The 22,420-nt window shown below is 36.1% G+C and carries 21 protein-coding genes; 5 read left to right on the top strand and 16 right to left on the bottom strand.

The features are described 5' to 3' along the window. Positions 1 to 8 precede the first annotated feature (8 nt). On the top strand, positions 9 to 1,262 hold the full coding sequence (locus NOV28_RS01330) for a DEAD/DEAH box helicase (RefSeq protein WP_255926770.1): 1,254 nt from the start codon (positions 9 to 11) through the stop codon (positions 1,260 to 1,262). A 67-nt stretch (positions 1,263 to 1,329) separates the two neighbouring features. On the opposite strand, the gene NOV28_RS01325 is transcribed toward NOV28_RS01330, so the two are convergent. The 6 genes from NOV28_RS01325 to NOV28_RS01300 form a co-directional block, all read right to left on the bottom strand. Next, positions 1,330 to 2,094, bottom strand: coding sequence for a TatD family hydrolase (locus tag NOV28_RS01325; RefSeq protein ID WP_255926768.1), 765 nt, complete (start codon positions 2,092 to 2,094; stop codon positions 1,330 to 1,332). A gap of 108 nt (positions 2,095 to 2,202) precedes the next feature. Next, positions 2,203 to 3,153 carry a GSCFA domain-containing protein gene (locus tag NOV28_RS01320; RefSeq protein WP_255926766.1) on the bottom strand — a complete coding sequence of 317 codons (951 nt, stop codon included), beginning with the start codon at positions 3,151 to 3,153 and terminating at the stop codon, positions 2,203 to 2,205. 88 nt (positions 3,154 to 3,241) lie between these two features. Then, on the bottom strand, positions 3,242 to 4,213 hold the full coding sequence (locus tag NOV28_RS01315) for a polyprenyl synthetase family protein (protein WP_255926764.1): 972 nt from the start codon (positions 4,211 to 4,213) through the stop codon (positions 3,242 to 3,244). A gap of 110 nt (positions 4,214 to 4,323) precedes the next feature. After that, positions 4,324 to 5,466, bottom strand: coding sequence for an inorganic phosphate transporter (locus NOV28_RS01310; protein ID WP_255926762.1), 1,143 nt, complete (start codon positions 5,464 to 5,466; stop codon positions 4,324 to 4,326). Positions 5,467 to 5,494: 28 nt separating this feature from the next. Beyond that, on the bottom strand, positions 5,495 to 6,133 hold the full coding sequence (locus NOV28_RS01305; protein WP_255926760.1) for a DUF47 domain-containing protein: 639 nt from the start codon (positions 6,131 to 6,133) through the stop codon (positions 5,495 to 5,497). Between the two features lie 174 nt (positions 6,134 to 6,307). After that, the gene (locus tag NOV28_RS01300; protein WP_255926758.1) at positions 6,308 to 8,032 is read right to left on the bottom strand and encodes a DEAD/DEAH box helicase; all 1,725 of its coding nucleotides are present in this window, start codon (positions 8,030 to 8,032) and stop codon (positions 6,308 to 6,310) included. 141 nt (positions 8,033 to 8,173) lie between these two features. Between NOV28_RS01300 and NOV28_RS01295 the strand changes: the two genes are divergently transcribed. Next, complete coding sequence (locus NOV28_RS01295) at positions 8,174 to 8,839, top strand: DUF2461 domain-containing protein (protein WP_255926756.1); 666 nt, start codon at positions 8,174 to 8,176, stop codon at positions 8,837 to 8,839. An 18-nt stretch (positions 8,840 to 8,857) separates the two neighbouring features. Here the strand turns inward: NOV28_RS01295 and NOV28_RS01290 are convergent, their stop codons facing one another. Both NOV28_RS01290 and NOV28_RS01285 read right to left on the bottom strand, forming a co-directional pair. Then, positions 8,858 to 9,373, bottom strand: coding sequence for a TlpA family protein disulfide reductase (locus NOV28_RS01290; RefSeq protein WP_255926754.1), 516 nt, complete (start codon positions 9,371 to 9,373; stop codon positions 8,858 to 8,860). A gap of 6 nt (positions 9,374 to 9,379) precedes the next feature. Further along, positions 9,380 to 11,005 (bottom strand): alpha-amylase family glycosyl hydrolase, encoded by a 1,626-nt coding sequence (locus tag NOV28_RS01285; RefSeq protein WP_255926752.1) that lies wholly within the window; start codon positions 11,003 to 11,005, stop codon positions 9,380 to 9,382. A 126-nt stretch (positions 11,006 to 11,131) separates the two neighbouring features. Between NOV28_RS01285 and NOV28_RS01280 the strand changes: the two genes are divergently transcribed. Beyond that, positions 11,132 to 11,935, top strand: coding sequence for an FkbM family methyltransferase (locus NOV28_RS01280; protein ID WP_255926750.1), 804 nt, complete (start codon positions 11,132 to 11,134; stop codon positions 11,933 to 11,935). Further along, the gene (locus NOV28_RS01275) at positions 11,932 to 13,410 is read left to right on the top strand and encodes a lipopolysaccharide biosynthesis protein (protein WP_255926748.1); all 1,479 of its coding nucleotides are present in this window, start codon (positions 11,932 to 11,934) and stop codon (positions 13,408 to 13,410) included. Before NOV28_RS01280 ends, NOV28_RS01275 begins: the two co-directional genes overlap by 4 nt. Here NOV28_RS01275 and NOV28_RS01270 read toward each other — a convergent pair. From NOV28_RS01270 to NOV28_RS01240, 7 genes are all read right to left on the bottom strand, one after another. After that, the gene (locus tag NOV28_RS01270; protein ID WP_255926746.1) at positions 13,407 to 14,465 is read right to left on the bottom strand and encodes a hypothetical protein; all 1,059 of its coding nucleotides are present in this window, start codon (positions 14,463 to 14,465) and stop codon (positions 13,407 to 13,409) included. The genes NOV28_RS01275 and NOV28_RS01270 overlap by 4 nt on opposite strands. Before the next feature lie 2 nt (positions 14,466 to 14,467). Then, positions 14,468 to 16,090, bottom strand: a complete 1,623-nt coding sequence (locus NOV28_RS01265; RefSeq protein WP_255926744.1) for an amidohydrolase — start codon at positions 16,088 to 16,090, stop codon at positions 14,468 to 14,470. Positions 16,091 to 16,095: 5 nt separating this feature from the next. Further along, on the bottom strand, positions 16,096 to 16,974 hold the full coding sequence (locus NOV28_RS01260; protein ID WP_255926742.1) for a glycosyltransferase family 2 protein: 879 nt from the start codon (positions 16,972 to 16,974) through the stop codon (positions 16,096 to 16,098). A 3-nt stretch (positions 16,975 to 16,977) separates the two neighbouring features. Further along, positions 16,978 to 17,247, bottom strand: a complete 270-nt coding sequence (locus tag NOV28_RS01255) for a YciI family protein (RefSeq protein WP_255926740.1) — start codon at positions 17,245 to 17,247, stop codon at positions 16,978 to 16,980. 18 nt (positions 17,248 to 17,265) lie between these two features. Then, complete coding sequence (gene polA / locus NOV28_RS01250; protein ID WP_255926738.1) at positions 17,266 to 20,094, bottom strand: DNA polymerase I; 2,829 nt, start codon at positions 20,092 to 20,094, stop codon at positions 17,266 to 17,268. Between the two features lie 97 nt (positions 20,095 to 20,191). Further along, positions 20,192 to 20,761, bottom strand: coding sequence for a phosphatase PAP2 family protein (locus NOV28_RS01245; RefSeq protein WP_255926736.1), 570 nt, complete (start codon positions 20,759 to 20,761; stop codon positions 20,192 to 20,194). Between the two features lies 1 nt (position 20,762). Next, positions 20,763 to 21,089: a Sec-independent protein translocase subunit TatA/TatB gene (locus NOV28_RS01240; RefSeq protein WP_255926734.1), complete on the bottom strand. Its 327-nt coding sequence runs from the start codon at positions 21,087 to 21,089 to the stop codon at positions 20,763 to 20,765. Between the two features lie 168 nt (positions 21,090 to 21,257). Between NOV28_RS01240 and NOV28_RS01235 the strand changes: the two genes are divergently transcribed. Then, entirely contained in the window at positions 21,258 to 21,956 is a 699-nt protein-coding gene (locus NOV28_RS01235) for an ABC transporter ATP-binding protein (RefSeq protein ID WP_255926732.1), read from the top strand. Between the two features lie 51 nt (positions 21,957 to 22,007). On the opposite strand, the gene NOV28_RS01230 is transcribed toward NOV28_RS01235, so the two are convergent. Further along, a complete protein-coding gene (locus NOV28_RS01230) occupies positions 22,008 to 22,394 on the bottom strand; it encodes an SRPBCC family protein (RefSeq protein WP_255926730.1) in 387 nt (128 codons plus the stop codon). Between the last annotated feature and the right edge of the window lie 26 nt (positions 22,395 to 22,420).

The raw sequence follows: 22,420 nt of genomic DNA, 5'->3' as shown, positions 1-22,420 counted from the left end.
TTTTTCATTTGAAATTTACCGACTTAAAACTCATCGATCCTATCGCTAAAGCGTTACAGGAAGAAGGTTACACACAACCAACCCCAATTCAGCAACAAGCAATTCCAAGCATATTAGAAGGCAAAGACCTCCTCGGAACTGCACAAACAGGAACCGGAAAAACAGCAGCTTTTGCGATTCCAATTCTGCAAAACTTAACACAGAAAAACGTTCGAAATAACCAAATCAAAGCTTTGATTTTGACACCAACCAGAGAATTGGCGATTCAAATCGAAGAAAGTTTCAACGCTTACGGAAGACATTTGAAGATGAGAAATCTCGTGGTTTTCGGTGGCGTAAAACAAGGCGCTCAAGAAGCTGCACTTAAAAAAGGTGTAGATATTTTGGTCGCAACTCCGGGAAGACTTTTAGATTTTATTTCGCAAGGAATTATCTCTTTGAAAAACCTTGAAATCTTTGTATTAGACGAAGCTGACCGAATGCTCGATATGGGTTTTGTGCATGATGTGAAAAAAATTGTGAAACTTTTGCCTCAAAAAAGACAAACTTTGTTCTTCTCGGCAACATTCCCGGATGAGATTAAAACTTTGGCAAATTCCATGTTGAATAATCCTGTAAAAGTAGCAGTGGCGCCGGTTTCTGCAACTGCAGATACGATTCAGCAGAAAGTTTATTTCGTTGAGAAAGACAACAAATTAGATTTGTTAACGCACATTCTTCAGCAAGATATTTCCGATTCAGTTTTGGTATTTTCGAGAACCAAACATGGCGCCGATAAAATCGCTAGAAAACTTCAATCTCACAAAATTTCGGCCGAAGCAATTCACGGAAATAAATCCCAAAATCAACGACAAAACGCGCTTACCAATTTTAAATCTGGAAAAACCAGAATTTTGGTTGCGACCGATATTGCTGCAAGAGGAATTGATATTGATGAGTTAAAATATGTAGTAAATTTCGAGCTTTCCGATGTTTCCGAAACTTACGTTCACCGAATTGGAAGAACAGGAAGAGCCGGTGCAGAAGGGAAATCGATCTCGTTTGTAGATGGTCTAGATTTATTGAATCTGAAAAATACAGAAAAGCTAATCGGTAAGAAAATTCCTGTAGAAACCGATCATCCTTTTCATACCGATAATTTGGTACCACAGAAAAGAGATTCGAACAACAAACCTTTCAATCCGCGGCCAAAACCACAAAGTAAAGAGAATATCGGCTACAAAAAACCGAAAAACAAAAGTAATTTTTCGCGAAACAAATAAAACGAAAAACTAATAGAAGCCGCGAATTAAAGGGAAAAACCTACTTTGATTCGCGGTTTTTTTATGTTTAAATTTTAAATAATTGCAAAGCATTTTCTGTGGTAATTCGATCGATTTCAGAGAACTCTTTTCCATAAATATCCACGAGTTTTCCGGCGACCAAATCGAGGTAACCACTTTCGTTTCTTTTCCCACGATGTGGAACCGGCGCGAGATAAGGAGAATCGGTTTCCAGAACGATTTTTTCTAAAGGAATTTCGCTTAAAAACTGATCGATTTTTCCATTTTTAAAAGTGACAACTCCACCAATTCCTAAGATGAAATTCAAATCGATAGCGTGTTTTGCTTGCTCCAAATCTCCGGAAAAACAATGGAAAATCCCACGCAATTTTGGGTGTTTTTTTCTTTCTAAAACTTCAAAAGTCTCATCGAAACTTTCTCTGGTATGAATCACAATCGGCAAATCTCTTTCAATTGCCCAATCAATTTGCTGTTCGAAAGCTTTAATCTGAATATCTAAAGTTGTTTTGTCCCAATACAAATCGATTCCTATTTCTCCAATCGCCGGAAAATGTCTTTGATTCAAGTAATTTTCAACAATTTTGAGTTCATTTTCCCAAGTTTCGGGTTTCACATAACACGGATGAAGTCCCATCATCGAATAAATTTGGTTAGGAAATTCACTTTCCAAAGCCAACATTTTTTCGTGTGATTCAGAATCAATTGCCGGAAGAAAAAAATGAGAAACTCCTTTATTCAAAGCTCTTTCAATCATTTCTTTTCTATCTTCGTCAAATTCTTCGGCGTATAAATGGGTATGTGTATCGATCATTTTATTTGTTTTTCAAGGTTGCAGCCCGACTTGAACGGAGCTCTTTTTGTGCAGCGAAGCGGAACAAAAAAGCGGGAGTGGAAGGCGGAAATAGCTGCCCAAATCAATTTAAAATATTTTATGCTTTACTTTCGCTTGTTGTGTGGCGATTTTTTCTTTGATATTTTCAAGAAATTCAAGATGTTTCGTGCTTTTTTCGTCGGAAGTTTTATGTGCTAAAGCTTTCGCAATTTTGAAATTTTCTTCCACGAAATCCTTGGTCGATTCCGAAAAAAAGGCGTTGCCAAATTTCTCCCAAATGTATTGAATCGCCTGTTGATTCGGATGAATTAAATCTTCTTTGTAGAATCTATAATCGCGCAAATCATCCATTAAAATCTCATAAATTGGCAAATAATGACAGTTTTCAAACTGTGATAAAATCTCGTGAATTGCGGTGATCAGTTTGGATTTGCTCCAATTATTTTCCACGATTCCATCTTTGGTGTGGCGAACAGGTGAAACGGTGAACAAAATTTGTACATTTTCATTGCAAATATCCTTCAAAGTTGTCACAGTTTCGTAAATAGAATCGGTGATTTCCAGGTGGGTTAACATCCTTTTTTCGAAGAATTTCCCAGGAATTTTATGGCAATTTGCAACGAGTTTTTTCTTGGGTAAAAATTCATAAATAAATGAAGTTCCGTAAGTGATGATGACCCAATTGGTGTTCTGAAGAAACCCATTTCCGAGCTCGATATTTCGGTTGATTTTCTCTAAAATCTGATGTACAAACCTCGCATTAAAGCTGCTATGATGATCAAGTGAGATCATTTCATCATTGTATTTTATCAAATCTTCTTCGGTATAAAACTCGGCATCATGAAGTTTTTTCAACGCCTGATTCACTGAAAATGGATTAAAAATGGTTCCAAAAGGGTTATTTAGAACCTGAATTTGTCCGGTTTTCATCAAATCGGACATTTCAGTGGCAAAACAAGAACCAATGGAAAAAACATGGTCTTGAATTTCTATTTTTTTTGGGAAAGCAGGGATTTCTACTTCGGTTCGGAATTTCATTTTTTCTATTTGAGAATTTGAAAATGCGCTACTTTGAAAAATATTGAACTCAATGGTTACTTCATTTCCAAATCAACACATTGTTCTTTTAAGATTCTCTTCTTAAAAGATAATTGGCCAACTCAATAAATGGTTTCTTTTTCTCATCGGAAACACTTAATTTATTGAGGTAACCTTGTGCAATTTCGTTGTATTCTTGAATTAAAAGAAGGGTTTTTTCATCAACTTTCGTGCGACGGAAAATCTTTTCGACACTGTAGATTTTATCTACATTATCGCTTTTTTTAGAATACCAGTAATCTAGTTCTTTTCTTTCTTCTTCGGTAGCATGTTCTTTGGCAAGGAGATAGAGTACAGTTTTTTTGTTTTCATAAATGTCTCCTGCATGTTTTTTTCCGAACTGTTCTTGGTTCCCGAATACATCTAGATAATCATCCATAATTTGGAAAGCAATTCCGACATTTTTACCAAAATTAAAAATCGCTTTAGCATCTTTAAAATCAGCACCGGCAATTAACGCACCTATTTCGAAAGAAGAAGCGCTTAAAACTCCAGTTTTATAGGTAATCATGCGGATATAATCATTAAAAGTTACATTCGGCAAAGATTCAAAATTGATATCATATTGTTGTCCTTCACAAAGCAAAAGTCCGGTGTGTGTGAACACTCGAATACAAGCTTTGAACAAATCCGGCTCCAAATCTTCAAAGAATTTATAAGCTTTTAGCAAAAGTGCATCACCCGAGAGAATTCCGGTATTGATTCCGTGTAAAGTATGAATGGTAGGCTGGTTTCTTCGAAGTGGTGCTTCATCCATAATATCATCATGAATCAGCGTGAAATTATGAAAAAACTCAATTGCCAATGCAGGTTTTATCGCCTTCTGAAGGTCTCCACCAAACATATCATTCGCCATAAGCACCATGATTGGGCGCAGTCTTTTACCACCGTGTGAAATAATATAATTCATGGGATCGTAGAGCTCCGTGGGTTTATCTTTGAAGATGTATTTTTCAACAGCCTTGGCTACGATTTCCTGATATTCGTCTAAAAATTGCATAAATTTTCTTGTTTTTACAAAATTACAATTTTAAAAAGTTTTAGTTCCTAATAGTTGATAAAAAAAACCACTTCCTTGAAAGTGGTTTTATCTTTTTAGTATAAAATATTTTATCGAACTGCAATCACAATCAGATAAGTAATCCCTGCAACGATTGCCGAAATTGGAATGGTTAATATCCATGCCCAAAGCAAACTTACGGTAATTCCCCATCGTACTGCGGAAACTCGTTTGGTTAATCCTACCCCGATAATCGCACCAGTAATGGTGTGGGTAGTAGAAACCGGAATCCCGAAATGTTCGGTTAAGAAAAGAGTGACAGCACCTGCAGTTTCAGCTGCAACACCTTCAAGTGGGGTAACTTTGGTGATTCTGGTTCCCATTGTTTTCACAATTTTCCAACCACCACTCATGGTTCCCAAAGCAATCATCAAAAATGAAGTAAAAGGCACCCACCAATAATGCTCTACGAAATAGGTAAATTGATGCGAACCATCCATTGCGAGATAAACAGGATCATGTAACATTTGAACATGATAATAAATCACGGCTGCACCGATAATTCCCATTACTTTTTGCGCATCGTTGGTTCCATGTCCCAAACTAAATAATGCGGAAGAAACCAGCTGCAATTTTTTGAAGATATTGTCGGCTTTACGTGGATTGGTTTTCTTGGCAATATTTACAATAATTAAAGTAATAATAATTGAAATAATAGACCCAATAACCGGAGCGAGGAAGATGAAAAGGATAATTGGAATGACCTTATCATATTTCACTACATTTTGGGTAAATAGCTGCTTGAAGGTAAGCGAAATCGTATCGAAAAATGAAAGGTTCGGTTGTGCTAAAACTATCGCATGATAGTCTGAAACCAAAGCATACATCAAAGCGGCTCCTAAAAACCCACCAATAAGGGTGTGTGATGAAGAAGACGGAATCCCAAACCACCAAGTGAGCAAATTCCAAGCGATAGCGGCGATTAATCCGGCCAAAATCACTTCAAGATTGATAAAATCTTCATTGACGGATTTGGCAATCGTATTCCCGATTTTGAATTCTCCGATTACGTAAGCTGCAAGAAAGAAAGCTGCAAAGTTCCATAATGCGGCCCATAAAACAGCCTGAAACGGGGTTAATACTTTGGTAGAAACAATAGTAGCAATAGAGTTTGCTGCATCATGAAACCCGTTGATATAATCAAATATTAATGCTAAAACGATGATTACGATTAATAATATTGGTAAATCCATTCTTTATTTTTAAGGTTAAAGGATCGGGTTACGCATATTTTATCACAATACTGTCCATCGTATTGGCAACATCTTCTGCCTTATCAGTTACTGTTTCTAGATATTCTAGAACTGATTTTATTTTGATGATATTAATTGCATCGTTTGTTTCGAAAAGCTTCACTGTAGCCTGACTTAGAACATCATCAGCGATATTTTCGTAAGAATTGATTTTGATACAAGATTCTTTTACTCCTTGTGGATTTCTAAAATCTTTTAGGTCGCTAATCGCAGTTTGAATTTCCACACAAGACTTGTAAATCAGTAGTGAGAATTCTGTATAAGCAGGATCTAGCGGTGTTTTATATAAATAAATATACTTTGCAGATGCATACATGAAGTCGGCAATATCGTCTAATCCACTTGCAAGATGATTAATATCTTCTCTATCAAACGGAGTGATGAAATTTTCGCCTAATTGAACAAAAATCTCGTGAGTAAGATCATCCAATTTATGCTCATAATCGCTCATATTCTTAAGCATTGTATCATCATTGATATCAAAATCCAACAATCCTTCATGAAATTCTTTGGACATTTCTGTTAGCGTAGCTGCTACTTTTTCGAAGAGTACAAAAAACACTTTGTCTTTTGGTTGGAATGCTTTGAAAATATTGCCAATTCCCATTTTATTTTATTTATAATTAGTGGTGCAAATTTCCGAAAAAGTGGACGAACTTTTATGTTTTAATATTAAGTTTTATTAACATTAGCGATTAGTTTTCCACCAAAAACATATAAAAAAAATCAGTCCCATTATAAAAATGGAACTGATCAAATTTTATCAATTTTCAGGCAGAGATTAGTTAGCCACTTCGGCTCTCATATCTTTTCCTTTAAATTTCTGAGTTTGTAAACCTTTCAAAACTTCATCTTTAAAAGATTTTTCTACTTCAAAGAAAGAGAATTTTTCTAAAATTTCAATTTCTCCGATATCTGGTCGTTTTTTAGATTTCGCGGTAGATTTGTTGATGATTTCCAACATATCCATTTTCTTCAATTGGTCTTTTTTACCAAGATTAAAGAAAAATCTCACCATATCGCCATTGTTTTTTCTTGGCTTTCTGTCGCGATCTCTTCCACCATCACGTCCTCCGTCTCGGAAGTTATCTCTTCTATCACCTCTGTCGCGGTCTCTTCCACGATCTCTGTCTCTTCCGCGATCACGATCTCTTCCACCTCTTTCTCCTCGGTCATCGCTATTGAATTTCTGATCAGCCAAATCGTTCTTGTCTTTGTAGAACATTGCCAAATCTCTCAATTGCAATTGCAATAATTTGTGAACCAATTCTTCTTTGGTGAATTCAGATAAATCAGGAATTAAAGAATCATCAAAAGTGAAAAACTCTTCATGTTCTGTGAATAATTTTTCGAAAACACCACCTACCTGAGCTTTGATAATCGCTTCTCCGGTTGGGATTTTTTTCTCAACAATATCAATTTTTGTTGAAGCTTTGATTTGTTTTAATTTTCTGGATTCTTCAGGTTTAATCAAAGACATCGAGATTCCGTCTTTCCCAGCTCTACCGGTTCTTCCGCTTCGATGAACGAAAACTTCAGGATCATCCGGCAAAGAATAATGGATAACGTGAGTTAATGAATTCACATCCAACCCTCTTGCAGCCACATCAGTAGCTACCAAAATATCAATATTTTTGAGACGGAATTTCTTCATTACCGTATCTCTCTGCGCCTGAGACAAATCGCCGTGAAGCGCATCTGCAGCGTATCCGTTTTGCATCAAAAAGTCAGCAACTTCTTGAGTTTCCATACGAGTACGACAGAAAAGAATTGAATATTGATTCGGATTTGCATCAATCAATCTCTTCAAAGCTTCTTTTTTATGACGGTAACCTACCACATAAAATTCGTGCTTGATGTTTTTCTTCACCTCGTTGATAGATCCTACGGAAATACGGTGAGGGGAAGTTAAATAATTCTTGGAAATTCTTTCAACCTCTTTATTCATGGTTGCAGAGAATAAATAAGTTTGTTTCGTTTCCGGAGTTTCTTTCAAAATAGTTTCCAAATCATCTTTGAAACCCATTGAAAGCATTTCATCTGCTTCATCTAAAACCAACCATTGAATTTCTGAAAAATCCAATGCTTTTCTGTTAATCAAATCGATCACACGTCCCGGAGTTCCCACAATAATTTGCGGTTTATCGCGAAGTGAACGGATTTGATCCATAATACTGCTTCCACCGTATACTGCCGTAGTCTTAATGTTCGGCAAATACTTGGAATAATTTTTAATGTCTTTCGTAATCTGAAGACACAGCTCTCTTGTCGGACAAAGCACCAAAAATTGGATTTTGCGACTACCCTCGTTAATCATATCCAAAATCGGAAGCGAAAATGCTGCTGTTTTGCCCGTCCCTGTCTGCGCTAGTGCGATCATATCGCGTATATCTGTAGAGATAAAAGGAATGGTCTGTTTTTGGATTTCTGTTGGGCTTGTAAACCCTAATTCACCAACTGCCTTTAGAATTTCTGGACTTAGGCTGGTTTCTGTAAATAAATTCATTAAGTATATTAAATATTTTGCAAAGATACGTTTTTTTGAATTGATAAAAATTACATTGTTTTATTAAATTTATCTTAAAGAATACATTAATCATCCTTAGACCCTAATTTTTCAGTAAATTTGGGCTAAAATCTTAGAAATATGTCCCCGAAAATCGATGCTTCAACCCTGAATTTTCTTAAAAATCTATCCAAAAACAACAATCGTGAGTGGTTTACAGAAAATAAAAACCTATATATTACTGCTCAGCAAAACGTAGTGAACGTTGTGGAAGATTTAATTGAAAAAATCGGAGAAGTTGATGAAGAAATTCTGAAAATTGATGCCAAGAAATCGCTTTTCCGCATTTATCGCGATGTTCGTTTTTCGAAAGACAAATCCCCATACAAAACCAACTTCGGTGCAGGTTTGGGAATGGGAAAAGGCAATAGAATTTCCGGATATTATTTGCATATCGAACCTGGAAAATCTTTTCTCGCAGGCGGAGTTTATCAACCTGACGCGTCTGTTTTAAAAGAAATTCGCAAAGAAATTTCGATGAACGCTAAAGAATTTATGGAAATTTTGGAACAGGATGATTTTCGCAATAATTTCCGCGGATTAAGTGTAGAAGGCAAGCTGCAAAGAGTTCCCAACGGTTTCGAAAAGGACGATCCAATGGCGGAATTCTTAAAATTAAAGAACTTTATCGTCGTTCATCCAATTTCCAATGAAGATTTGATCAATGAAAATGTTACAAAAAACATTGCTAAGATTTACAAATCGATGAAACCGCTCAATGATTTTCTGAGTGCACCTTTTATGTAGTTTTACCAAAAAATAACTTTAATTTTTTAAAGAATTTAAAGTTTTCTGAAGCTCAGGATCTTTTGGATTGATGGAATAATAATTGGCTATCGCACCTTTTTGGTCAATAACTATGAATCTCGGAACCCAGTTCAGATCGATATAATTATTGAAATTATTTTTCCAGCCTTCATCAAACCAGTAATTTTCATTTTCAGTAATCTGGTATTTTTCCAAACCTTTTTTCCATTGCTCGTGCGAACGGTCGAGGGAGAAATAGACAAACTCAATCTCAGGATTCTTCTCTTTAAGTTCCTTTGTAGAAGGCAGTGCGAGAATACAGTCGCGGCACCAGCTTGCCCAGAAGTCGATGATTAAAATTTTACCTTCATGCATTTTTAAAACTTCCGATACCGAAAGTTTTTTGCCGTTTTGCGAGGTAATTTTCTGAGCCAGGGCTTCTTTTGAAAATTCCGTTTTATTGACTTGGGGAACTTTTTGCGCAAAGATTGTACAGACGATAAAAAGTATGAGAAAGCTAAATATCTTTTTCATTGTTTTCTAAATTTTCTCGAATAAAACAATCGATTGGTTAGTATCAATAATGGCTTTCCCGTTTTTAACTGTTATAACTAAGCCCGAATAAGCATCCCGAAGTTTTGTTCCTTCTTCAAAAATTTCGCGCACTGAAATTTCTTTAAGGCCAGAGTTTAAATCCAAGCCGATCAAAACTTTGTCGGTATTGAAAGTTCTTGTAAACCAATAAGGCGAAGACGAAATCATCTGATGAACTCCTGCTCCAACAGCAGGATGATTTGCACGGAATTTCCCTAATTTCTGGTAATGTTGCAATAATTTTTGGCTTTCTGAATTATTTTGAATTTCATTCCAATTCATATTACTTCGAAGCGTTGCATCTCCTTGTGTTCCTTCAATAATCAAGCTTCTCGCAGATTCGTCGCCGTAATAAACCTGAGAAATTCCGGGCGCAAGTAAAAGTTTGGTTCCGGCTTCGAAAGTTCTTTTTCGCTCCTTATCGAAAGGCCAACCGTCATCATGAGAAGTTAAATAATTCATCACCGTTTTTCCGTTTAAATCCGAATGAAGCAACTTCGAATAGTTGGAAAACAGCTCTTCATATGATTTATTGGCGTCTCCTTTAAAATCAAAATTAATCAAAGATTTGAATCCGTTTTGATAATAATTGACCTTTTTATCACCGAAATCGTAATTCTGCTTTTGCGAAATTCCATAACCGTAAACTTCTCCTACCGTGAAAAACACATTATTATCGAGCACTTTCGTCGGATGATTTATTTTATAAATATCAAAAGCTTCCTGACATATTTTCTGGAAATCCTTCCAAACATCTTCATTAGTATGCTTCACAGTATCAACACGATAACCATCAATCCCAAATTCTTCAATATAATCTGCAAGCCATTTCATGATGTAATATTTTGGCGCTTTCGGATAACCGGTTCTTGTGAAGAAATCGTTCAAAGATTTCATTTCCGCTTCATACCTTCCTTCTTTTTTCCATTTTTCAACCAACATTTGTGGCAATTCCGCGGGACTGTTGGATTCCGTTAAGACATCAGGAAGATTCGCAACCAAAGTGCATGCAGTCGTATTTTGGTAATTATTATATTGACATTGTGGAGAAGTACGAACCCATGAATTCGGGTAAACAGGATCGATTTCCGTAACCGGACCGGTATGATTTACCACTGCATCCAAAACCACGCGGATTCCTTTTGCATGGGCTTTTTCAACCAATTCTTTCAGTTCTGCTTTTGTACCAAAATTGGGGTCGAGATTCGTCCAATCTTTTGCCCAATATCCATGAAATGCATACGTTTTGCCCGTTCCTTCATCGGTTGCGCCATGAATTTGCTCCACAATTGGAGTCATCCAAATTGCATTGATTCCCAAATCGGTGAAATAATTATCATCAATTTTCTGGATAATTCCTCTTAAATCTCCGCCTTCAAATCCTCGTAAAACCGCAGCTTTTTCTTTTCTTTCAAAATTGACATCATTAGAAACATCTCCATTTTTGAAACGATCTGTCAACAAAAAATACATATTTGCGCCTTCCCAAGTGAAATTTTGTTTTTTAGAATTATTAAGCGATCCGCATGAAACAAGTGCAGAAAAACCAGCGAGAATAAAGAACTTTTTCATAAAAATTATTTGATTGTTAAAGATAAGGATTACCGCGCTCTACAGAAACCGATTTCATCTTTCTCTTCTATTTTAACATTTATTTAACATATTTTTCTATCTTTGTTTTCCTCAACGAAAAAAAGTATGTCTTTATACCAAAGAATTGCCGAAAATCTACAGTTTATTTCTCCCCAATTTTATAAGGAAAGATATTTTAAAAATATCACCCGCAAAAATTATTCGGAGAGAAATATCGAACCGGAACTACTTTGGATAAAGGATTATTTAAAAACTGATGCTGTTTTTTTGGACATTGGGGCGAATGCCGGAAGTTTTATTTTTCAACTTGAAAATAAACTGTCTCCAAAAAACATTTACGCTTTTGAACCAAATAAAAATCTGTTTTCAAGGTTAAAACGAATTTTCCCTACAACCAATATTTTTCCTTTAGCGCTTTCCGATAAAAATGAAATTGCAACTTTCAAAGTACCCGTCATTAATGGAAAAAAATATGCATCGCGCGGAACTTTGCAAGTCGATTACCGCGAAATCGGTGAAGCGAAACATGTTTTACAACAGGTAAAAGTGATGAAATTGGACGATTGGGTTGCTCAGGAAAAATTAGAAAAAATTGATTTCATAAAAATAGATGTTGAAGGCAATGAAATGCAAACTTTACGCGGTGCAAAAAGCGTGATCGAAAAATTTCATCCAACAATGATGGTCGAAATGGAGCAAAGGCATCACACCGAACCGCTTCAACATCTGATTTCTGAAATTGAAAATTGGGGCTATGCAACCTTTTTCCTAAACAGAGAAACTTTTGAATTGGAAAAATTCGATGAAAAGTTGATTTCCGAATATAATGACGGCAAAGTTGGAACCAAACAAGCCTACATCAACAACATGATTTTCATCCCAAAACCCCTTAAAAACAAAGAAATATGAGTGTAGTTGCGCGACAGGGTTTTAAATATTCCATAATTGGATATCTCGGATTTTTGCTCGGAACTTTTTCGGCGATTTTCGTGTTTCCTCACGATATGGAGTTTTACGGAAAACTTCGTTATGTGCTTCCTACAGCTGAAATGCTACTTCCTGTAGTAGTTTTTGGATTATCTTTTTCTAATGTTAAATTTTTCAACCAAACGCAACAAGACGGAAAACATCAGAATTTTCTTTCGCTTTCTTTGTTGGGAATTTTATTGAATTTCATCATTTTTCTGATCGGATATTTCGCCATTAATTTGCTGTTCCCAAAACTTCAGCAAACCGAAATGTGGCAAATGAAACGCCTGATTTTACCGCTGATTCTCGTACTTGCTTTCAGTGCAGTTTTCAATAAATATCTTTCCAATTTCAAGCGAATCGTCGTACCAAATATTTTTGAAAATTTATTGCCGAAAATTGCCAATTTGGGCGCATTTTGCCTCTTCTTTTTTATTGGCTTTCCTGAAAAAGCGGCGTACCTTTTCTTTATCGGAATGTTTATTTTAGGGCTTTTCGGATATATTTATTACACCAACCGACTCGAAAAAATAAAACCCGATTTTTCCACAGATTATATTAAAAAAGATAACCTTTGGAAAGAGGTTTTAAACTATAGTTTCTATGGATTTTTAGGCAATATCGGGAATTTTATCGCGGTGAGAATCGACAGTGTGATGATCGGCGAATTCCTCGGTTTTGAACCAAACGGAGTGTACAATACGCTCTACTCCATCATTTCGCTAATCACGGTTCCGGCGATGGGATTGTACAGTATTTCTGCGCCAATTATCAATAAACATCTCGCTGAAAACGATTATGAAGAACTCGATCGTTTGCACAAAAAATCTTCCTTAATCTTATTTTTCCTTGGCTTGGTTTTGCTTTCGTGTGTATTGGTTGGTTTTCCGTATTTAACGCATTTTATCAAGAACGGTGAGCTTTTGCGACAATCAGAACCTGTGATTTGGGTACTCGGTTTTGCGATGCTTTTCGATTTGGCAACCGGATTCAACGGACACATAATTTCGCTTTCTAAATATTACCGTTTCAATATCGTGGTGATGCTTTTTCTGGCTGTGACAACGGTTTTGCTGAATATTTACTTCCTAAAAAATACCAATCTTGAACTTTTCGGAGTAGCAATTGCAACAGCAATTTCTTTAACGCTTTTCAACATCGCCAAAATCACTTTCAATTACATCAAATTCGGAGTTTTTCCATTGACGATTGAAATGATTTACGCCCTAATTATCGGAACTTTAGGCATTACCGTTGCGATTATTTTACCGGATTTTAAAAGCAGTTTCGTGAATTTAATTTACAAACCATCCTTCGTTTTGCTCTTGTTTTTCATCGGAAATTATTTCTTGAAAATTTTTCCATTGGAAGACTATATCAACAAAAAATTTCTTGGAAGTATTTTTAAATTTTAAAGAAGATTCAGAAGTTTTTGTTCTAAATTTTTCCGCACTTTCTCACGAGCAAAATTTTCTCCAAAATCGTAAGACATTAATTCTTCACCATTAAAAATCTGTTCTTCCACATTCTTGTTTTCCGGAATAATAAATGGATGCGAATTTGGATAATTTTCAGGGAAAATCGCCAATTTTCCATACTTGATGGCATCGCCAATATTCCCACTCATTTTGGTTTTTCCGTAAAATTCTTTTTGACTAAAAAACTCCGTTTCACTTTGAATTGGACACCATAAAATATCGGATTTCTGCATCCATTCATCGAAATTTTGTTGAGAAACTTTCTCTGTGAAATATTGAATAGAAATATTTTGTGGCTTGACTTTCTCAAATTCTTTAAGCCAAGAAAGCTCTTCCCCTTCAGCTTTTCCTAAAAAAACAAACTGAAAACTTGCATTACTTTTAAAAATTTTAATTTTTTCTAAAAGGTGAAAATAATCTCTTCTTTCCTGAGAAACTGCGCCGGGAATTGCAATCGTAATGATCGATTTTCGGCTTTCGGAATATTCATTTGTAAAGAAAACCGGAAGAAATTTCAATGGGAAATTTTGATTTTCCTGAATTAAAGTTTCATCCAAAACCAAAAGATTTTTCGCGTTTTTAAAAACTTCAGTTGCAGAAAGCAAATCTTCTTTCAACAAAAGTTTTAAACGGTATTTAAAATCCTTTTTAAAAATATTCTTAAAAAGTTGAAACTTTGAAATTTTTGTGAAATTCAAATTGTGAACAATCACAGAAGTATTGAATTTTCGGGAAATTTCATTGAATACATTAAAATATCGGTGAACAGTTCCAATAATTACCAATTGATAATCGTTGCTTGATAATTGACGAAAAAGCGTTTCTGGAGTTGTTTTTATGATGTTTTCAGTTTCATTTAAACCCAAGGTTTTGAGGATTTTTTCACTAAAATAATAATCCACAGAAAACTCGCGGGAATCATTCATTAATTCCATGAAATTCGCAGCAATTTCCGCATGCGTATCGAGTTCGATGTAAGCGATTTTTTTCAAAATTAATGTACTTTTTTTCCGGAACTATATGTTTCCAAAACCGTTGTTTCCAAAATTTTATTTTCCTCAACTTTCATTAAATCCTGATTTAAAACCACAAAATCTGCAGATTTTCCGGCTTCCAAACTTCCCAATTCCTTTTCCTGAAAAGCCGATTTCGCAGCCCAAATCGTCATTCCACGCAACGCTTGTTCTCTGGTTAATGCATTTTCTTTCTGAAAACCATTTGCCGGAAAATTTTTATTATCTTTTCTGGCAACTGCCGCAAAAAATGTTTTTATCGGATTGATTTCCTCGACCGGAAAATCGGTTCCCAGAGGAAGCCAGCCATTTTGATTCAGCAAATCTTCGTAGGCATAAGAGTATTTCAAACGATCCTTCCCCAATCTTTCTTCCGCCCAATACATATCCGAAGTCGCATGAGTAGGCTGAACCGAAGGAATGATGGAATATTTTCCGAACAAATCGAAATCACTTTTATCGACAATTTGCGCATGTTCAATTCGCCATCTTCGGTCGTTTTTAATGCCTAAAACTTCGCCATAAATGTTTAAAATCGTTCGGTTTGCAGAATCTCCAATCGCGTGCGTACACATTTGCAAATCACTATTTTTCAGTTTTTTAGCTAAAGTTTCAAAATGATTTTGGTCGCTTAACAGAAAACCTTTCCATCCTTTTTTATCAGAATAATCGTGAATCAAACAGGCTCCTCGCGAACCGAGCGCACCGTCTGAATAGACTTTGTAGCCACCAAAAGTGATATTTCCTTTGGTAAATCGACCTTTTTTAATCCAATCATCATAAGTCGAAGGATTGTCTTCCAGCAAAGCGAAAATTTTCATTTTCAATACATTCTGATCCTGCGCTTTTTCTAAAAGTGAAAATATATGCGTAGAAATTCCGCAATCGTGAAGCGAAGTCAAACCATAAGAAAAACAGGTTTTCTGCAAATCTGCAAAATACTGAATCGCCATTTCATCGCTGATTTCTGGAATGTGTTTTTCCACCAAAAGCATCGCATTATCAACTAAAATTCCGGTAAGTTTGCCGTTTTTTACTTCTATTTCTCCGCCATTTATCTTGATATTCACGGTAATTCCTGCAATATCGAGCGCTTTTTGGTTGGCAATCGCGGCGTGACCGTCAACTCGCTTCAAATAAACCGGACGATTTGGGAACAATTCATCGAGTTTTGCTTTGTTCGGAAACTCTTTTACCGGCCAATCATTTTGATCCCAACTTCTTCCGTAAAGCCATTCCATAGGCGCATTTTTGGAATAATCGGTCAATTTCTGAATGATTTCTTCCCAAGATTTTGTTCCCCACAATTCGCATTTCCATTTGTCGGTCGCGTAACCGGTGAAATGACAATGTGCATCAATAAATCCAGGAAAAACAGGTTTCCCATCAAGATTTTGAATATTCTGAGATTGAAATTTCTTTAAAATTTCTTTGTTTTTTCCAACTGCTAAAATTTTTCCGTTGGAAACCGCCATCGATTCAGCAATTTCGAATTTGGAATTTACAGTGTAAATTTTTGCATTGGTAATGATCAAATCTGCGGGTTTTTGCGCAGAAATATTCATTAAAAAAAGCAGGAAAAATAGTCTTAAAATAGATTTCATGATGATTATTTTTTGTTCAACATTTCTTTCCAACGTAAATTTCTGATGAATTGAATTTCATCTTTCGATAATGAACGTGGATGATTTTGTTTTAAAAATGATTTCAAAGTGATGAAAAACTCTGAAAAAGATTTATTTTTCAACGAAGATTTTCCGGAAGAAATCAGCGTTAAAGGAAAACTCAAACCGATATTATAGAAATATTCTCCCAATTTTTCGGCTTTCTGATTTTTGTATTTATAAGCGGTCGGACGAAGATGTTTCACCCATAAACCTTTGATTGTCAATACTTCCCAACCGTGTTTTTTGGCCAACATCACATCGATATTGTCCCAACCCAAAACTGGTCGCAAACCATTCATGTCCTGAAAACATTCTTTTCTGTAGGATTTTATCGGTCCGCGAACGTGATTTTTAGAGGAAATATTCTCGAAAGTCCATTGCGATTTTTCGTCTTTAAAATCGAAAGCGAGGTTTTTCTCAAAAATGGATTTTTTAATTTTAACAATTCCAGAAACCATTCCTGCTTTTGGATTTTTCTCATAAACTTCATTAATTTTTTTGAGATAATTTTCAGGAAAAATAATATCCGCATCGAATTTGCAAACAATATCAAAATCTTTTAAATTAACCGATTCCAAACCTTTATTAAATGTTCGAACCACTTTCGCGCCGGGTGAATATTCGGATTCTTTTAAATTAAAGATTTCAAATTGCAGATTATTTTCAACAAATCTTCCTACAATTTCTTGAGTTTTATCCGTGGAACCATCGTTCACAATAATGCATTTAAAATCTTGAAACGTCTGATTTTTCAGCGATTCTAAACAGAAAAGTATATTTTTTTCCTCGTTGTGAGTGGGAATGATTAGGAGAAACTTCATCGACTACAAAAGTTCGTCATGCCATTGTCTGTAAGTCACTTTCGCGACCAAACCTTCCTGTACAAAAGGATCGCCTTTCACAAATTCTTCGGCAGATTCGAGATCGGTGAAAATTCCCATCGCGCCTTCACCAGGAACGGAAAACGGCCCAATTCCAAGGACTTTTCCGGCTTTCACAAATTTGTCCTCGTTTTCCTGATGCTTCGGATAAACTTCCATAAATTGCTCCATCGTCGCTTCTGGATTGTTTTCGTAAAAAATTACTGTTTTCATAATTATTGGTTTTAAATTTTAATGCGCTTCCAACCAATTATCGCCTACGCCAACTTCTACGAGAAGCGGAACTTTGGTTTCAAATGCGGATTCCATTTCCGTTTTTATCAGGGTTTTAGCGGTTTCCACTTCATCAATCGGTGCTTCAAACAAAAGTTCATCATGAACCTGAAGCAACATTTTGGTTTTTAAATCTTTTTCCTGAAGTTTTTCATCAATTTTAATCATCGCCAACTTAATCACATCGGCTGCACTTCCCTGAATTGGAGCATTCACCGCGTTTCTTTCTGCATGAGCTCTTACCACAAAATTGGCGGAATTAATGTCTTTTAAATGACGTTTTCGGTGCAAAATAGTTTCCACATAACCCAAATCTTGCGCTTTTTTCACTTGTTCGGCCATGTATTTTTTCAGTTGCGGATAAGTTTCGAAATACGCTTCAATCATTTGTTTCGCCTCGGTTCTTGAAAGTCCGGTTTGTTCCGCCAAAGCAAATGCTCCTTGTCCGTAAATAATTCCAAAATTTACCGTTTTAGCCTGACTTCGCTGGGTTTTGGTGACTTCTTCCAAAGGAATTTTAAAAAGCTTAGAAGCCGTAGAAGCATGAATATCTTCTCCATTTTGGAAGGCGAGAATCATGTTTTCTTCATTGGAAATTTCGGCAATTAAACGCAATTCAATTTGAGAATAATCGGCAGAAATAATTTTTTTCCCTTCTCCAGCTACGAATGCGCCCCGAATTTGCTGACCACGCAATGTACGAATCGGAATGTTTTGAAGGTTTGGATTCACTGAAGCCAAACGACCCGTCGCAGCAGTAGTTTGCGAGAAATTGGTATGAACTCGGTGATCATCTTTGTCGATTTGCAAAGGCAACGCATCCACATAAGTCGATTTCAGTTTCTGGTAAGTTCGGTATTCCAAAATATATTTGATGATATCGTGTTTCCCGGAAAGTTTCTGCAAAACATCTTCGGAAGTGGCGTACTGACCAGTTTTTGTCTTTTTCGCTTTCGGATCGAGTTGCATTTTTTCAAATAAAATTTCGCCCAATTGTTTCGGAGAATTCATGTTAAATTCTTCACCGGAAAGTTCAAAAATATTTTTTTCAAGTTCGCGAAGATCATTTTCCAAATCTTTGCTTTCCTGTTCGAGCCATTTTTTATCCAAAGAAACTCCTTCTAATTCCATTTTGGCAAGCACTTTCATCAAAGGCATTTCCACTTTAAAAAAGAGATCTTCAAGATTTTCTTTCTTAAGTTGTGGCGCGAAAAGTTCGTACAATTGCCATGTAATATCGGCGTCTTCAGCGGCATAATTGGTTTGTTCTTCAATCGAAACCGAACGTAATGTTCCTTGATTTTTTCCTTTGCCAATAAGGGTTTCAATGGAAATTGGTTGATAATGAAGATAAATTTCCGAGAGGTAATCCATCCCGTGTCTTCCGTCGGGATTCAACAAATAATGAGCAATCATCGTATCGAAAATCGCACCTTCCACTTCAATTCCGTATTGCTTTAAAACTTTGTAATCATATTTTAAGTTATGAGCAATCTTAACAATTTCTTTTTTCTCAAAAAATGGACGGAAAATTTCCAATGTTTCGAGCGCTTCTTCACGATTTTCAGAGAGCGGAACGTAGTAAGCAAGCCCTTTTTTATAGGAAAAACTCATCCCGATCAATTCGGCTTCCAACTCATTTAAAGAAGTAGTTTCGGTGTCAAAACAAACCGCTTTTTGAGCGAGTAAATTCTGAACCAATATTTTCTGAGCTTTCGGAGCATCGATAAATTGGTACAAATGGTCGCTTTGCGCGATATTGGATTGCGTATTCGTCGCGTGATCCAGCTCTTCATAAGTGGCAAAAAGATCGAGCTGAACCGGTTTATTTTGATCTTCAACCTTGTCGAAACGGCTTATTTTATTAGGATCGGTTTCTTTTTCAGTATCTTTTGCGGGAGCGAATGCGCGGTAAAGATTTTCATATAATCTTCGGAATTCTATTTCATCGAAAACTTCTTTCACTTTCTCGAAATCCGGAACTTCAAGGTCATATTTTTCTTGTTCGAAATCGATTGGCGCGTCACAAATAATAGTTGCTAATTTCTTGGATAAAATCCCACGTTCTGCGCTGGCTTCTACTTTTTCTCGTAGCTTTCCTTTAATTTCATGGGTATTTGCAAGCAGATTTTCGATGCTTCCATATTCTTTGAGAAATTTTTTGGCGGTTTTTTCACCAACCCCTTCCAATCCCGGAATATTATCGACAGCATCGCCCATCATCGCCAAATAATCGATGACTTGTTTTGTATCTTCGATTTCGTATTTTTCTTTTACTTCTTCAACACCCAAAATCTCGAATTCAGCACCTTTTAAACCTGGTTTGTAAATTTTAATTTTATCAGTCACCAACTGTGCAAAATCTTTATCCGGAGTCACCATAAAAGTGGTATAACCTTGCTTTTCCGCTTTGCAAGCAATGGTTCCGATCACATCATCGGCTTCGTAACCTTCAACACCCAAAATTGGTACGTGCATCGCCTCCAAAATCCGGTGAATATAGGGAACTGCAATTTTTATAGCTTCGGGAGTTTCGCTTCGATTGGCTTTGTAATCTGCAAAATCAGCGGTTCTTACACTCGCTTGACCTACATCGAAAACCACTGCTAAATGCGTAGGTTTTTCTCGACGAATCAACTCGATCAATGAATTGGTAAATCCGAAAATAGCAGAAGTATCTTTCCCATCGCTGGTAATTCTCGGACTGCGGATTAAGGCGTAATATCCGCGGAAAATCATCGCAAATGCATCGATGAGGAAAAGTCGTTTATCGTTGTTGTGTGACATAATAGCAAAGATAATATTTTACAGCGATGCACGAAAAGGAATGAGCGAAGATTCGTGAAACGTTGCGCTTGCTATTAAGATTTAGGTGAAAAAATACTTAGGAATTCGATTGTTGTCTTTTGTGAATTACCTTCAATGAAAGCGTTGCGAAGAAACCTCCGAGGAAAAATCCCATCAAAGCGCCCATGAGAATATCCATCGGGAAATGAACTCCCAAATAAATTCGGCTATAAGAAACCATCGCCGCCCAAATGAATAGAAAATAAGGCAAATACCGATGTGTTTTGTGCAACAAAATACTCATCAAAGTTGCAATAAAAAAGGTATTGGAAGCATGACTTGAATAAAAACCAAATTGTCCACCACATTTCACTTCGCGCAACAAACCGTCTAATGAAGGGTCATGACAAGGTCTCAATCTGGAAATTCCGGTTTTGAAAATCCCGGCAAGTTGGTCAGAAACCGTTACACCTAAAGCAATGAAAATGAGTATAAAAACCAAATTTCTGGTTCCAAATTTTTTGTAAAGCAAATAAAGGAAAATAATGTAAAGCGGAACCCAAATCCAAGTCTCCGAAACCATGATCCAGAACTGATCGAATGGCTGACTCCCCAAATTATTGAGGCATAAAAACAGCTGTTTATCTTCTTGAATGATTTCTTGCATTTTATCGGCTTACGGGACCTTCGTGTTCGTCGTTTTCCGCGAGATTTACTTTTGGCTGAGCTCTTTCCGCGAGCGCTTCTTTATTTTCGACATCGGCAAGTGGGTTGTAATCTTTCGCGGCTTGTTTCACCTTATCAATTTCCCTTTTTATTTCAGCAACAGGATTATCGGTTTCCTTCAAAATTTCGGTTTTCACATCCTCCATCGCACCACGCATTTTTCTTACTCCTTGACCTAAGTCACGAGCAATTTGTGGCAATTTATCGGGTCCGAACAAGACTACAATCGCTACAGCGATCAAAAGCATCTCTCCTATACTTAATTCCATTCGGCAAAATTACAAAAGATTTTGCGTTTCAAATAAAAAATAAATCCTTATTTCGTTGTGATGATTTATTCGATTTAAATTAAAACCAATAAATAGGCATTTGCACTGGAATAAAATTCCTCAATTGCACATCATTGCTTAAATTTGCAACCAACAGAAAAACAATTCATGTCACTTCAGATCATTCATTTAAAAAAAAATTTCGGAGATCAAGTTGCTTTAAACGACATCAACCTCGAGATCGGAAATAGCGAAATCATCGGGCTTTTAGGCCCCAATGGAGCCGGAAAATCTACGCTGATGAAATCGATTGTCGGTGCGATGAAAATTGATGAAGGGCATATTTTGTTCAACGAAGAAGATATTACCAAAAACGAAATTAGCGCGAAGAAAAAAATGGGTTTTTTGCCGGAAAACAATCCGCTTTACCCAGAAATGTATGTAAAAGAATACCTGAATTTCGTTGCGGACATTCATCAAATTTCTAAAGAAAGAATTGATGAAGTGATTGAATTGGTGGGAATTACACCAGAAAAATCCAAGAAAATATCGCAACTTTCAAAAGGTTACAAGCAAAGAGTTGGTCTTGCACAGGCAATTTTGCATTCACCGGATTTGCTGATTCTCGATGAACCAACCAATGGTCTGGATCCCAACCAAATCATTGAAATTCGTAATGTGATTAAGGAAATTGGGCGTCAAAAGACCGTTATTCTTTCCACCCACATCATGCAGGAAGTGGAAGCGCTTTGCTCAAGGGTGATTCTCATTCACCAAGGAAATATCATTCAGGATTCCCAAATTGATGAATTTAAAGGGAAATACGGCAGTTTAGAAGAAGCATTTGCAAATTACACCCATTCATAAAAAAAGCCCTGAAAATTATACTTTCAGGGCTTTTTGTTTTTAAAATTTCTTTTACAACTTTTCGATATTATCGGTAAGGGTATTGATGAAATTCTGAAGCGGTTTCTCTACCATCATTTTGATAAACGGATTGAATTTTCCTTCAAACAACAACTGAACTTCGGTTTGATTTTCATTCAAAGCATTCATTGTACCTTTCAACAAGAAATCCAAACTTGAGCTTGCGGAAGAAAGCAAAACTTGGTTTTCGGTAACTTCATCGATTTTAAGGGCGATTTCGGGCATTCCTTTTAAACCAAATTTGAATCCGTTGTCTCTTACTTCGAAGTTCTGCAAAGATTCGGGCATCAGATTTTTATAATCTTCAGGATTTTTCAACATCCCTACTAACTCGCTTACAGATTTATTTACAATAATTTTGCGTCCTTCTAAATTCATTTTTATATTTTTGTGAGATTAAATGG

The sequence above is a fragment of the Kaistella montana genome, assembly GCF_024436175.1.
Taxonomy (GTDB): domain Bacteria; phylum Bacteroidota; class Bacteroidia; order Flavobacteriales; family Weeksellaceae; genus Kaistella; species Kaistella montana.
The sequence above is the reverse complement of the archived record's forward strand: the minus strand, read 5'-3'. Positions and strand labels throughout refer to the sequence as shown.